Here is a 14,752-nt window from a genome sequence, read left to right as displayed (position 1 = left end):
CAAGGAATACACATGCTAATGAAACAAAATACATGTTTGGTGGTTGTGGACGTGCAAGGTAAGCTTGCACGCCTTGTTGATGAGAGTGAGACACTTATTTCTAACTGTGGAAAGTTGATTAAGGGCGCACAGGTTTTGGGTCTGCCAATTATTCGTTTGGAGCAGAATCCAGAGAAGCTAGGTGCGACGGTTGATGAACTCAATGACCTTTTGAGTGATGCTAAACCAATACCTAAATTCACGTTTAACGCGTGTGATGAGCCCAAGTTTGTTGAGGCGGTTCAAACCAAGGATGTAGAGACTTGGTTGGTGTGGGATTGAGGCTCATATTTGTGTTTATCAAACCGCATTGGGTTTGTTGGAGCTTGGGTACAGGGTTCAGGTAGTTGGCGACTGTATTGGTTCACGGACAGCATTGAATAAGAAGTTGGCTATCAGCCGATTACAGGACGCTGGTGTCCAAATTACGGGATTAGAAATGAGCTTATACGAGCTAGTGAAAGATTGCCGCGCACCAGAATTTAAGCTCATTCTATCCTTGATTCGTTAACTTGGGTTTCGTTTAGGTCCGATTCGTTAACTTTCCATTTTGAAGAGGTTTATTTGAACAATCTAATCGTATTTACCGGAGGGCCGGGATCTGGAAAAACCTCAGTCATCGATGCTTTGAAAAGTCTGGGCTATCGCTGCGCACCAGAAGTTGGACGTAAAGTGATTCAGCAACAAGTCGAGCAACAAGGTAGAGCCTTGCCGTGGTTAGATAAAGTGACTTTTCGTGACGAAATGGTGCGAGAGGAGTTAGCGAATTACCAAGCGTTTGAGGAAAGTGAGCAACTCGTTTTCTTTGATAGAAGCATCGTAGATTCATACGGTTACAGCTTGTTAGAAACGTTGCCTATTTCAGAGTCTTTGCTGAATAACTGTAATGAACTGGAATACAACAGCAAGGTATTTATCTTCCCGCCATGGGATTCGATTTTCATCAATGACCAAGAGCGCAAGCAAGATTTTGATGAAGCGATCGCCACCTATGAAAAGATGGTGACAGCCTATAATCAGTTTGGTTATCAGCTGGTGGAAGTGCCTAAGCTATCTGTTGAGGTACGAGTCGAGTTTATCTTAGCCTCGGTTGGTTAGATTAATCGAAACAGTCGGTGTTACGGCTCTTGAGAGGCGATTGTCGAACCGCCACCGATACCGACAGCAATGATTTGTCTGGTGTTATGTAGCCAGCTGGCTGCGGTTTCAACGTCTTGCCCTTTGAACAGAGTGCGGTTGATGTCTAGGTTCTTGCTTGATTGTTTCGTTGATACTTTAGTCACTGTTTGCTCAACCGGTTCATGCGTCAGACACGAATACCTACCAAGATGTACTCTCTTAATAAGCTAAAATATATACGAGTCAATTATCGTAATTTTTGAGTCTTATTAGTAACTACTCACTATCTATATTCTTCAGCGTTAATGTGAATGTCATGCCTTGGTCTGGGTTGTTCTTTGCTATCAAGGTGCCTTGCATATCCCGTACATTGTTGGCTGTAATAGCTAACCCGAGCCCCAAGCCTTCGCCCATCTTTTTGTTGGTATGAAATGGTTCGAAAATGGTTTCGAGTTGATCTTCAGACACACCACAACCGTTATCTTGAACCTTGATGATCACGCGTTGTTGCTCGGTATGAGCGCTGATCACAATGGTTGCTGGTTTCTGATTCTGCGTGGCATCGACAGCGTTTCTAAGCAGGTTACCAAGCACTTGACGAAGTCGCGCCTCTTCTCCCATTACCATCGAAATATTGGAAGCGACACGCACGCGAATATCGACGTTTTCCAGTTCGGCTTGATGAATTCGCAGGGTTTCTTGCAGTGCGTCTGTCAGTGAAACTGGGTAAGGCTTTTCAAGTCTTTGGAAGGCGAACGACTTCAATTGGCTGGTCATGTTAGCCATTCTGTCGATCAGGCTCATGACTAAGTCCATGTTCGCTTTCAACATCTTGGTCTCGCCTCTTTCCATCAATAGCTGGTTACTTGAAAGTAGCGTTTTTAGGCCAGTAAGCGGCTGATTGAGTTCATGAGTAATCGCACTCGACATCCGCCCTAGTGCAGCCAGTTTGCTAGATTCGACAAGTTCTTGCTGCGCATCTTTTAGATCTTGAGTTCGCTCTTCGACCCGCAGTTGTAGCGTTTTATTGGCGTTTTGCACCGCAATTTCGGCTTTCTTACGTTTGCTGATATCGATTACGGTACACAGGTAGTAAGTCGTCGCATGCCAAGGAAAGGCGCTAATAGAGAATAAAACAGGGAAGTAGCTGCCATCGCTGCGTCTTGCCATGGTTTCGACGCTAGTTATCTCGGCCAGCTCTTGATGCTGCTCTAAGTTTTTGAGCAGTTGCAAGGTGGTTGAATTCGGATTACCTGCCTCAAATAACTGCCACGCCTTGATGTTATTGATCATTGAATCAGATAGTGAAAAGTAGTTCTTCGCCATCAGGTTGATATCGTGAATGCGTCCGTGTTTATCGATCAGTATTAACCCAACATGGGTTTTATTGATCATCCCAGACAGTCGTTTCTCAGACTCTTCGATAAGCTTTTGGATTCTCAGATTGCTGAGCTTTTTCTGGCGTCTTTGGTAAAGAATAACCAACAGTAACAGAATGAAAAGACAGCCAACCGCCACACTCCAGCTGATCCAGTTCGTGGTCTGGTTGAGGCTGGTTAATGGCGTTAGGTAGGTTAAACGCCAATTCAGATCGTCTAACTTGATGGACTGAATTAGGTAATCTTTATCTTGCAATCGCCACACGCGAATATGGGTTTGGTCATACAGCTCACGTTTTGTCGCTGTGGGCTGAGAATTGAAGGTGTCATTGAACCAATCGGCACTCAACCTGTTGTCACTGGAGAGAAAGAACTGATCGCGAGGGTTCTGAAACAGTATCGCCTCACCATCGGCAAACCATTGATCGGTTAACAATGACAAATCGATTTGCACCGCGACAATGCCAACCACATCAGAGGCTCGATATACGGGTGCCGCTATGAAGTAATCGGGTGTCACGCCTTTGTTTTTTGTCACCACTGAAATCGCACCACCTTGTTGGTGGATCTTCGAAACAATTGTACTGGCGTTCTTATTGCTCAGTTTGCTTCTTTCAACACTCGATACCAACAAGTCCCCTTCGCCAGAAAGCAGATACCAGCCCTTGGTGTTGGCGGCTTTATCCAATTGAATCAGCTGCTTCTTAATGCGTTTTTCTAGGCGGGCTTCACCATCAATGAAGCGCACACTGGTTTCATCATTGGTTACTAGGTAGGGCAGATAATAGAAACGCTTAAGGGTTCGCCTTGCTTCGGCAATGTAGCCAAGGAAGCGCTGTTCGGCATAGCGTTGGGCTTGTTCAAGCTTCCACTGGCTGATGCCATTCTTGGTGGTGACCTGCACCAAACCAATCAATAAACAGGTACACAGGAATAACCAATATCGATTGTTATTCATCATTTCTGATCAAATCCCTTTAAAATTAGTGGCTTGCCTCTTTGAGCTAGTGGTTTGACAAGGTTTTATGTTTGCTTTTTAAGCGAATGGAGAGTGAGACAAATCGAAGCTAACAAACATTATTAAACTGTTAAAGGAGTGTTATTCAAAGTGGGAGCTAGCTCCTTTTCGTCTGAGGTTTTTTTACATACCGTGGACGATATTAATCAGATGTAGAGTGGCGGAACCAAACTATGCAGCGTATTGCTTTAATTGAAGATGACGCGATTGTGCGTCAAGCAACCAGCCAATGGTTGCAGCTGGCGGGCTTCGATGTCACCGCATTTGAAGTAGGACAAGATGCGTTAAACGCCGTAGAGCAGGGTGATTTTCAAACCATTATCACCGATGTTCGTTTACCTGATATTGATGGTGTTGATCTGCTAGGGCGTTTCAAAGGTCTTGTGCCAGATGTGCCTGTTATTTTGATTACTGGGCATGGTGATGTCGATATGGCGGTGAAAGCCTTACAGCAAGGTGCCTATGACTTCATTGAGAAGCCATTCGACCCAGAGCGTCTGTCTCAAACGGTATCGGAAGCGGTAGATAAACATCAAAGTGGCCAAGACAGAAACAGTCGTCAGAACTATCTGGATAACCTTAAGGGCATTGAACAGGTGCTGATCGGTCGCAGTAAAGTGATGTGTGAACTGCGCGAGCAAATCCAGAAAGTCGCTTCCATAGACACCAACGTGATCATCTATGGTGAAACGGGTTGTGGTAAAGAGCTGGTCGCCTCTTGCTTACATGAATTCAGCCAACGTAAAACCCATCCGTTTGTTCCGCTCAACTGTGGCGCAATCCCAGAAAATCTCTTTGAAAGCGAGCTGTTTGGACACGAAGCCGGAGCGTTTACTGGTGCGGCCAAACGACGCATTGGTAAGCTGGAATTTGCCGACAAAGGCACAGTGTTCCTTGATGAAATAGAGAGTATGCCGCTGTCGATGCAGGTAAAAGTGCTGCGTACCTTGCAAGATAATGTCGTCGAACGCGTGGGGGGGAATCAGCAACAACATGTTGATCTACGAGTGGTCTCTGCCTCGAAAAGCGATCTACTGAATCACCCCGACTTTCGCCAAGATCTATTCTATCGTTTGAATGTTGCCCAGCTGCATTTGCCTCCACTCAGTGAGCGTGAAGAAGATGCCTTACTTTTGTTTGAACACTTCACCCAAGAAGCCAATTCCGAAACACGTATAGCCAGTGAGGCTGATCGCTATGCACTGCTCTCGTATGCGTGGCCGGGCAATGTGCGTGAACTGCGTAATGTTGCGATTCGTTTTGCATTGGATGAAAGCTTGACCGTTGGGGATATTTTGGCGTGTCGTCCCAATTCTGTCACAGAGTCCACAACGGCGGGCATCCCTTTGGCGGTTCAAGTACAGAGCTTTGAAAGGAAAGTGATTCATGATGCCTTAGTTCGTTATAAAGGGCGTATCAATGACGTGATGCAAGATTTGGATTTACCTCGTCGAACATTGAACCAAAAGATGGTGCGTTATGGGTTAAATCGAAGTGACTATGTTGACCCTTAGAGAGCGGCTTCATCGCAGTGCTTGTTGATTTTTAATGAGCAATAAATGGCTCATTGCATATTTATCAATTTACATACATTGATCACACAAATGCAACATGGTGTGACTTGCTTCCCGATCTACAGGTGTTAATTCCGGTAGCCGATAAGCCAAAAATGGCTTACTTAATAACAGGGGAATAAGCAAAAAACGGCTTATTTTGAATAGGTTTTAAAATAAAAGTAAATTAAAACAAATAGTTAAAAACTGGCATTACGCTTGCTATCTATTGTTGTTAACAAAAATATAACGTGAATAACCCTACATGGAGAGTAACAATGAAATACAACAAGCTGGTTAAAACTTTAGCGCTAGCAATGGCTTCTCTTGGCCTTATCAGTAATGCGTCAGCTGAAGAAGATCGCAGCTATATTTTAGCGACGGCTTCAACGGGTGGTACCTATTATCCAGTGGGTGTGGCCTTAGCGACATTGAGTAAAGTTAAGCTTGCGCCTAAGCAGCACTTTTCTTTGGCGGCTATTAGTTCTGCGGGCTCGGGTGAGAACGTAAAGTTGTTGAACGAGAACGAAGCACAGTTTGCCATTCTGCAAGGTTTGTATGGTGCGTGGGCGTGGCAAGGGCTTGGTCCATATGAGAAATCAGGTCAACAAACACAGCTTCGCTCTGTGTCTATGTTATGGCAAAACGTAGAACACTTCATTGTGCGCTCTGATTTAGCAAAAACAGGCACCGTGAGCGATTTGGAAAATCTAAACGGTAAGAAATTCTCTATCGGTAAGAAAAACTCAGGTACTGAAAACTCAGGACGCCAGATCATGCAAGGCCTGTCGGTAGATCCAGAACAATTTAAACTCGCCTTTATGGGTTACGGCGGCAGTGCCAGTGCACTACAGAATGGCACCATTGATGGCATGAACACACCTGCTGGCGTGCCGGTTGGCGCAGTAACTCAAGCGTTTGCTGCCTTGGGGGAAGACATTCAAATCCTGTCATTTACCGATGCGCAGATCAAACAAGCGAACGGCGATTACAATATCTGGACCAAGTATGAGATCCCAGCAAACACCTACCCAGGTGTTGATAAGCCGATCACCACTATCGCCCAACCTAACTTTCTAGCGGTTCGTGAAGACATCTCTGAAGAAGATGTGTACCAACTAACCAAAGCTATCTATGAAAACCTACCTTTCCTACAAGGTATCCATAAAGCAACCAAAGCAATGGCACTCGAGAAAGGGATCGCAGGTCTGCCTGTTCCTCTTCACCCAGGCGCTGCTCGTTATTATCGAGAGATGGGCATCGAGATCCCTTCTGAGTTGATCGTTAACTAGCTTATCTGTTGTCAGGTAACTATTGGTTCGTGAGCTAATGATTTGTCGCGAACTAGCTGTTTGTCATCAACTAACCCCTTCGTGACTTAATTGCTTGGTGCACGTTCGCTCAAGAATGTGTTCGTGCACCTCCTCACTTTATGGATTTTCTCTTCGTGTTTGCTGCGGAGAGCAGGAGTTTTCTATGAGCGATTCGCTGCAGCAGGAACTGAAAAAATTTGAACTGCCGACCCGAACGGATTTTCCGTGGGTGGGCAAAGCAATAACGACAATGGGAGTGCTCCTCTCGTTGTTACACATTTGGTTTAACACCTTATCTACCTTGCCTGAACTTTGGATCTCGGCGACCCACTTCGCTGGCTTTGCGATCATTTGTGCACTCTGGTATCCCGCTCATATCTCGCTGAAAAAGAGCAAGATAGCGCTGGCTGTCGACATCGGAATTGCCTTGGCGGCTCTGGCTTGTCTTATCTATATCCCCTTCGCAGAAGACGCCCTTTATGACCGAGGCGTAAAATTTATCGCCAGTGATTGGTTTTTCTCTATCTTGGCGATTGCCATCGTCATCGAGCTGATTAGACGCACTATGGGCTGGTTCATTCCAGTGCTTATCTTAGTGTGTTTAAGCTATGTAGTGCTTTGGGGACAATGGACCAGCGGTATTTTTCATTTTCCGGGTTTAAGCCTTGAGACGTTACTTTATCGAAGCTTTTATTCATCAGAAGGGATGTTTGGTTCGATCTCAAGAATCAGTTGGACCTTCGTGTTCATGTTCATCTTATTTGGCGCATTTTTAGTTCGATCTGGTGTCGGCGACTACATTATTGATGTGTCTCGCGCAGCGGCGGGCAAAGTGATTGGTGGCCCTGGTTTCATTGCCGTTATTGGCTCCGGCTTGATGGGCTCAGTCTCCGGGTCGAGCGTAGCAAACACAGTATCGACGGGCGTGATCAGTATTCCCTTGATGCAAAAGGCAGGTTTCCCTTCGCGCTTCGCGGCAGGTGTTGAAGCGGCTGCATCTACTGGCGGGCAGCTGATGCCACCTGTGATGGGTGCGGGCGCGTTCATCATGGCCTCTTACACGCAAATTCCTTATGTCGATATTATTGCGGTTTCCTTCGTTCCTGCGCTTATCTACTTTTTGTCTGTGGCATTCTTCGTGCGCATCGAAGCAAAACGCAGTGGTGTGCAAAAGGTGACTTCTGGCTGTGAGCCTCTATTGAAAGTATTGCTGTCGGGTTGGCACAACCTGATCCCATTAGCGGTGTTAGTGACTCTGTTGGTGAAGGGCTTTACGCCGACTTACGCTGCGGGCATCTCGATTCTGTCTGTCGTGGTGGCTTCATGGTTCTCTAAAAATCACAAAATGGGTCCAAAGGCGATCATCGAAGCGCTTTCTCAAGGCGCAAAAAACATGGCGACCACGGCTGTGTTGCTAGTGGGTATTGGTCTAGTTGTTAATGTCATTAGCACTACGGGAATTGGTAACACCTTCTCTTTGATGATCAACAGCTGGGCGAATGGCGAGTTACTGGTGATGATCGCCTTAATTGCACTGGCGTCTTTGATTCTGGGCATGGGCTTACCAGTAACCGCGGCTTATATCGTGTTGGGTACTCTGTCTGCACCAGCTTTGTATAAACTGATTGCTGAAAGTCAGTTGCTCGACCTGTTGGTTTCGGGACAGTTACCGGAACAGGCGAAAGCTATCTTCATGTTGGCTGCGCCAGATAAGCTTGATTTGCTGAACGCGCCAATGGCACTTGAAACAGCCAAAGAGATGATTGCGTTAGTCCCTGCTGATTTTGTGGAAACTCTGCTTGAACAGAGCCTTGGCTTAGAAGCGATCAGCCTTGCACTGCTTTCTGCCCACTTGATCATTTTCTGGCTATCGCAAGACAGCAACGTGACTCCGCCTGTTTGTTTAACTGCATTTGCGGCTGCAACCATTGCTAAAACACCCCCGATGAGAACGGGATTAATGGCATGGAAGATAGCCAAAGGCTTGTATTTAGTACCATTGTTGATTGCCTACACTAACTTGGTAAGTTGGGATGTGATCTCCGTGTTAGTCACGGGTGGCTTTGCTGTTATTGGTACTTACGCGTTTATCGCGGCGATTGAAGGTTATCTAGAGAGCGAAGTTAATATTATTACTCGAGTAGTGTTGGTTGCGGTAGGTATAGCTCTAGTATGGCCTGATGTTTCAGTCGTGATCCGTTTGGTATGTGTTGCCATTTTTGTTGGCATCTTTATCTACAGCGGTCGTAAATACGATGCTAATCAAGTGAAAATGGAATCAGAAAGTGAGGAAAAAAAGTTACCTCAAACCGGGTCTAACACTGTCGCGTCTTCCCTATAATTAAAAGGATTGAATGTAGGAATATTATGAACTCAATATACGACTATATTATCGTTGGTGGCGGCATTGTTGGCGTGTCTACGGCTTGGCAATTACAGCAAGCTCACCCTGATAAAAGTATCCTTTTAGTCGAGAAGGAACGTGGTTTCGCGCAGCACCAAACTGGCCATAATAGCGGGGTGATTCATGCTGGTGTTTACTACGCTCCGGGCAGTTTAAAGGCGGATTTTTGTAAACGCGGCGTAGAGCGCACCATCGCCTTTTGTAGCCAACACGATATCCCCGTCGAAAACTGCGGTAAGTTGTTGGTCGCGACCAATGAGCAAGAAGTGGAGCGAATGAATGCGCTCTATCAGCGTTGCCACGATAACGATATTGATGTTGATTTGTTGGATCAAGCTCAGCTCAAACTTGCCGAGCCAAATATCACGGGTTTGGGTGCGATTTATGTCAAAACCACCAGTATCGTCGACTACAAAAAAGTCACCGAAGTGATGGCTCAAGAGTTTGTTGAGGCGGGTGGTAAGCTTAGCCTTGGTACGGAAGTGATCATGGCCGATGAGCAAGAAGATGAAGTGCAGTTAACGTGCAAAGTAGATGGTCAGACTCTTCAACTGAACAGTCGATTCTTGATCACGTGTTCTGGCTTGATGGCCGATAGAATGACCAAGATGTTAGACATCGAAACCGACTTCCAAATCGTGCCTTATCGCGGTGAGTATTATCAGTTAGACGCTAAGCACAACCAAGTGGTGAATCATCTTATCTATCCGATCCCTGACCCAGAACTGCCTTTCTTGGGCGTGCATTTAACACGCATGATTGATGGCTCCGTAACAGTAGGGCCAAATGCAGTTCAAGGCTGGAAGCGAGAAGGTTATGGCAAGCTTAACTTTAGCTTCAAGGACACTTGGCAGATGCTGAGCTTTGCGGGTTTTTGGAAAGTGACTGCGAATCACTTGAAAACGGGTTTGGTCGAGTTTAAGAACTCGTGGTGGAAACCGGGATATCTAAAGCTAGTGAACAAATACTGCCCGAGTATTACGGTTGATGATTTTAAGCCTTATCCTGCTGGGATTCGTGCTCAAGCGGTACTGAAGGATGGCACCTTGGTCCATGATTTCCTGTTTGCCGAAAGCCCAAGAAGCTTACATGTATGTAACGCGCCATCACCGGCTGCGACCTCTGCAATGCCGATTGGTGAGTACATCTGTGGCAAGGTAATGAAAAAGACGGCTTGATGATAACTAAAGGTTATTAAGTTGAGATGCTCTCCGAAGACAATAAAAAATCCGCAAGCTCCAATCTATTTATGATCGTGGGCTTGCGGATTTTTAGTTTTAGCCGTGTTTGCTAGGTTTAATTGTTAGTCAATTAACCAACCTTAAAGCCAATCAGGAACGAAGTTAGCGACGATGGTGACATCACTAAAGTTACGGTAACCGCGCACCATGATGCTGAATTCACCCGCTGGCTTGTTCAATACACACTGTTCGTTGCTGCTGTTCTGGTATGGGCGGCAGTCGTAGTTCGCTTTCGATACGGTGCCGTTGTGTTTCACATATAAGTCGGCATCGCCACTACGAGGGCCTGTTAATGTTACCGTTAACTGACCTGCACTTTCCGTCGTAAATGTGAAGAATTGCTCTTCACCATATCCTGCAGAAAGCCCTTCAACGGGGACGTCATTTTGCAGCTCTTTAGGGCCAGCAACCGGTGAATCAAGGCTGGTTTCGACAAGGTAAGCAATCGCCAACTTAGCGAACTTGGTCGCGTGTGTTGCGGTTGGATCGGAATTCTCAAGCGTGTCGTGTTGGGTATGAATACTTGGGTTGTAATCATTGAACATGCTTTCGAATGTCATAGCAGCTGGGTAGCCAACATTGTGCCAAGAGGCGTGGTCAGAACAGGCATAGCCACAATCATCAAAACCGTAACTGATGTCGCTCGCGTAAGTGTCGATTAGCTCGCTTAAGTAGGCGGTGAGGTTGCTGTCGGTGTAGTCCGTGATGAAGGTGATATCGTGCGCAGAACCGTTGTAGTTGGTCATGTCTAATTGCAATACGGACAAAACGTTGGCTTGCTCATCTCTTAAAGCGTTGGCGACATCTTGTGAGCCACGTAGCCCTACTTCTTCAGCAGCATAACCATAGAACTTAATGGTTTTGTCTGGTTGAATGCCACTGGCGATCATCAGGCGAAGCGACTCTGTTACCGTTGCAATGCCAGACGCATCATCATCGGCTCCCGGTGAGATGGTGCCTTCGCTTGTCCAAGATCCAACGGTCGAATCAAGGTGTCCACCAACCACGACGATCTCTTCAGGATATTTAGCGCCAAGCAGTGTCACTTCAACGGATTTCTGTGGGTATTCGGCATGCGTGATCTGGCGTGCAGACGCATACGGCACATCTTTAATTTCCGTCTCCCAACGTTCTAAAAGCCAATCTGAAGCAGCGACACCAGTAGAAGTAGTATAAAAACGGTTGGTGAAGTTGGTTAGATTTTCGATGGTCGTGACCATGTTGTTCGGCTCGACCTGAGCGAGTAGGTCGTTCACCGTATCTTGATGGCTGATAACTGGCTTTTCGAAGTTGCTCATGGTCAGTGGCATAGCTGCCGCTTTGAGTGCGCTTGCTTTGTCTTCGTGCACCATGTAGCCACCACAACGGTGGGTTTTTTCGTGCATGTGGCTAGATAGTTTCGCCAGCTCTTTCTGGTTGATTTTCGCGACGATGGAATGCTTGTTTCCTGTCACGCTTGGATAAACCGTTGCGCCATGCTGAGTCATTATATGCTGTGCGTCAGCATCGGTGGTGATCCAAACTTCTTCGTTCGCTGGTGGTGTGATGCCTAGGGATGCGTAAGCCGAAGTACTGTTGATTAAGGCTAAAGAACCTCCGAGTACAGCCAAAGCTAGCATGCTTTTTTGAATAGCCATTTGTCGTCCTTTTTATGGTGAGTATTGTTATGTTGATGGGGGTGATTTTTGTGTAATACGTGGATGTTTTTGTGTAGATGTTTCATTTTCTGAACAGTTAACCGCGAAAAGGGCTCCTTTCGGAGCCCTGAATTTACTATCGATTATTGTATTTTAATGAAACGGTAGTGCTTGGTTTCTGAACAGATATCGCTTGAGGTACATACTTGGTACTCAACATCTACTGTGCCGTTGTGACGGAACTTGTCGACGTATGAGTTGAAGTCTGTAGCGCCAACATTTTTGCCATTACGCTTAATCACAAAGTAGTCATTGGTGTCGTAATCCCATGCCAGCTTAACGCGCGCCTTACCGTTCGGATTTTTGTTACCAAACTTCAGTTTTAGTGGGAAGCCTTCCGCAGAGTCACCTTCAATCGTGATCGACTTGCTTGTTGATGTTGCAACGCCTGCATCGTCAGTCACGGTCAGAGTCACCACGTAGTCGCCAGCTTCAGCGTAGGTATAACGAGCCACTTCACCGGTTTGTGTGTTGCCATCGCCAAGGTTCCATTGGTAAGAAACGATTTGACCATCGCTGTCTGAACTTGTGCTGCGTAGCTCGACTTCTTTACCGACAATCGTGTGTTCGAAAGAAGAGACGGGCGGCACGTTAGCGCTGCCTGATTCGTACGACGCTTTCAGATTTGCACCTGCGTAATCTGAGTAACCTAGAACGTTAACCGTGTAACGACCTGCGGTTGGGTTTTCAATCACACACACTTCATCGGTCACGGTTTCGCTCTTACAGATATTCTCCTGAGAGCTTGGCGCATAATCTAGGCCGACATAAATATCTGGGTCACCCGTAGACACAGCAAGATCAATCGTCAGTTTCTCTTGGCCTGATGGTACTTCGATATCAAAGTAAGTTTTCGAACCTGTTTCACCAGCAACTGCGGCTTCAACACCATTTTCAAGGCGTTGATATTCCGGTTCTGGTGGCAGTGGTGGCTCTGCACATGGGGTAACACCCACAAGACCGAACGCAGAAACAACGTCATCGGCATTGTAGCCAAGGTCTGTTGCCGAGTTTTTCACGCCACAAGCACCCTGCCAGAAGTCACTGTTTTCTGACCAGTAGATTTGGTTGGATAGCACGAAAAGCTCGAACGCTTTTTTAGTATCCCAGCCTTGCGTGGTTGCAAGGTGGTAGAAGGCCTTGTTGAACACGCCCGAACTGTAGTGCACATTCAAGCCATCGTAGTACTCGGATGCATTATTGATTGAAGAACCATCTCGTGATGGATCGTCCATGTAACGTAGAGCTCCGTCGCCTTTAAAGATATTACGGCCGACCATCCAGTCGTTGGTGCCTTTCATATAGTATTCTGCGGCTTCACCGGCCATGTCAGAGAAGGCTTCGTTCATACCGCCCGATTGGTTTGCGTAGATCAAACCTGAGTTTTGCTCAGTGAAACCGTGGCTCACTTCATGGGCTGATACATCTAGGCTAACAAGCGGGTAAAAGAAGCTCTCCCCATCACCAAAGGTCATGGCTCTGCCGTCCCAAAATGCATTCTCGTAGTTTTCACCGTAGTGAACACGCATCATGAGCTTGAAGGAGAGTGGCGCTGTGTCGAACCAGTTTTTATACATATCGAACACGATGTTGCCAAAGTAATGGGCATCGTTGAGTGGTGAGAATGCGCCGTTCACGGCTTTATATTCGTTACGAGGACATTCATAGCTGTAAGTGGTGTCGCCGTCGGTCGCGCCATTAAGGTCAACGGTAACGACATTTTCAGACTCCATTACACACTCTGTGCCATTTTCTACCACATCAAGGTAGTGGTAGTCGGTGCCGTATTCGTACATGCCGGTTTTTTCGTTGCCGCCAGGGCCAGTACCGATCTGAGCATGGGCAATACCTTCCCAGCGGTCGATGACTTCGCCTGTGTGCGCGTCTAGCATGGTGAACGGTCGAGTCGGCTGTTCACTGCCTTCTACTAGGTAAGAGACAACGTACACTAGTCGTGTTTTATCTACGCTTTGCTGTCCGATGCCTTGCTTCACAGAGCCTTGATAGATAAATAGCTGATGTTGAACGTTGTCTAGAGATTTGCTGGTTAAGCCTTGAGTCTTTAGATCTTTACTTGAGAGTTCAACCGCTTGAGCGCTGTTGATTGATGGCTTAACAAAAGATCGCTCTAAGGTCGTTGTTTTAAGGTAGCGACCTTGAACGGACTTGAGTGCGCCACCTTGGACACTTTGGGTGGCATTTAGGTAATGTCCCCATACCGGTGTTCCCCAGATGTTCTGCTGGATCTTAACTTTATATATACCACGCTTTTTCAGGTTTACTTCTTTCACCATCTTGAAGCTAGAGGCGTTACTGACTCCTAACTGAGCGTTTAACCCAGAGAAGCTAGTAAAGTTGATCGGTTGATCGATTTGAACGGATTCACTTGCATGCACTGACAAAGACATAGCACTGGCTATAGCAACGGCAACTAAACGTTTTCTTATTTTCATTGTTGTTTTCTCTTTCCATGTAAAATCCAAGAAAACGTAACAAATTAATCACAGCGAATTTACATCATTCGATCTGATTAATTAGTAGCATGGCAATGATCTCTTTTATTCATGAAACTTATATTTCTCGTATTTACAGATAGTTATCATTTCTGTTTATTTTTGAACGCACCTATATGTTTATTTATAAAATCGTGACACTTTTATTAAGTGTTTATTTCTCTTGGAAATTAAGATTTTCGAGTAAATTGATCTGTGCCTCAATTAACGGATTCTGGGTTGATAGAAGGATCAACGATTTGAAAGTGTCACTTTAAACAGAAGGCCATTTAGCGAATTTAGGGGCAATTTTGATAAGAAATCGAAGACTTTTCGGCTTATTTTTCGAATTGTTAGTTAAAAGAGGGAAGGGGAATCGGGCACTTGTTTGGCACAGAGCACAAAATCTGCTGGATGAAAAAAGCCAGCGACGGGTCACTGGCTTAGATTAACTTAGTTTGTGCAGGCTACTGAATATAGGTAGGCAACTGCGACAC

General features: G+C 46.0%; 9 protein-coding genes and 1 pseudogene. 6 read left to right on the top strand and 4 right to left on the bottom strand.

Features of this window, described 5'->3' with window-relative positions; translation table 11 throughout:
* Positions 1-12 precede the first annotated feature (12 nt).
* Both AB4482_RS11980 and AB4482_RS11975 read left to right on the top strand, forming a co-directional pair.
* Positions 13-550, top strand: a pseudogene (locus AB4482_RS11980) (hydrolase).
* Between the two features lie 53 nt (positions 551-603).
* Entirely contained in the window at positions 604-1,137 is a 534-nt protein-coding gene (locus AB4482_RS11975; protein ID WP_016785429.1) for an AAA family ATPase, read from the top strand.
* Between the two features lie 20 nt (positions 1,138-1,157).
* Here AB4482_RS11975 and AB4482_RS11970 read toward each other — a convergent pair whose 3' ends face one another.
* Complete coding sequence (locus AB4482_RS11970) at positions 1,158-1,322, bottom strand: hypothetical protein (RefSeq protein ID WP_016785428.1); 165 nt, start codon at positions 1,320-1,322, stop codon at positions 1,158-1,160.
* A gap of 112 nt (positions 1,323-1,434) precedes the next feature.
* Positions 1,435-3,498, bottom strand: coding sequence for an ATP-binding protein (locus tag AB4482_RS11965; protein ID WP_372148551.1), 2,064 nt, complete (start codon positions 3,496-3,498; stop codon positions 1,435-1,437).
* Between the two features lie 230 nt (positions 3,499-3,728).
* Here AB4482_RS11965 and AB4482_RS11960 point away from each other — a divergent pair, with 230 nt between their 5' ends.
* From AB4482_RS11960 to lhgO, 4 genes are all read left to right on the top strand, one after another.
* Positions 3,729-5,069, top strand: a complete 1,341-nt coding sequence (locus AB4482_RS11960) for a sigma-54 dependent transcriptional regulator (RefSeq protein ID WP_102321268.1) — start codon at positions 3,729-3,731, stop codon at positions 5,067-5,069.
* Between the two features lie 317 nt (positions 5,070-5,386).
* Positions 5,387-6,400, top strand: a complete 1,014-nt coding sequence (locus AB4482_RS11955) for a TAXI family TRAP transporter solute-binding subunit (RefSeq protein ID WP_104216318.1) — start codon at positions 5,387-5,389, stop codon at positions 6,398-6,400.
* A gap of 184 nt (positions 6,401-6,584) precedes the next feature.
* On the top strand, positions 6,585-8,762 hold the full coding sequence (locus AB4482_RS11950; RefSeq protein WP_104216319.1) for a TRAP transporter permease: 2,178 nt from the start codon (positions 6,585-6,587) through the stop codon (positions 8,760-8,762).
* A gap of 26 nt (positions 8,763-8,788) precedes the next feature.
* On the top strand, positions 8,789-10,003 hold the full coding sequence (gene lhgO, locus AB4482_RS11945) for an L-2-hydroxyglutarate oxidase (protein WP_017065174.1): 1,215 nt from the start codon (positions 8,789-8,791) through the stop codon (positions 10,001-10,003).
* A gap of 143 nt (positions 10,004-10,146) precedes the next feature.
* Here the strand turns inward: lhgO and AB4482_RS11940 are convergent, their stop codons facing one another.
* Both AB4482_RS11940 and AB4482_RS11935 read right to left on the bottom strand, forming a co-directional pair.
* Positions 10,147-11,703 (bottom strand): M28 family metallopeptidase, encoded by a 1,557-nt coding sequence (locus AB4482_RS11940; RefSeq protein ID WP_372181003.1) that lies wholly within the window; start codon positions 11,701-11,703, stop codon positions 10,147-10,149.
* Positions 11,704-11,846: 143 nt separating this feature from the next.
* A complete protein-coding gene (locus AB4482_RS11935; protein ID WP_372181001.1) occupies positions 11,847-14,216 on the bottom strand; it encodes a M4 family metallopeptidase in 2,370 nt (789 codons plus the stop codon).
* Positions 14,217-14,752: the final 536 nt, after the last annotated feature.

The sequence above is a fragment of the Vibrio sp. 10N.222.55.C7 genome, from assembly GCF_041473335.1.
In the GTDB taxonomy this organism is placed as follows: domain Bacteria; phylum Pseudomonadota; class Gammaproteobacteria; order Enterobacterales; family Vibrionaceae; genus Vibrio; species Vibrio crassostreae_C.
This window is presented reverse-complemented; position numbering and strand designations above follow the sequence as displayed.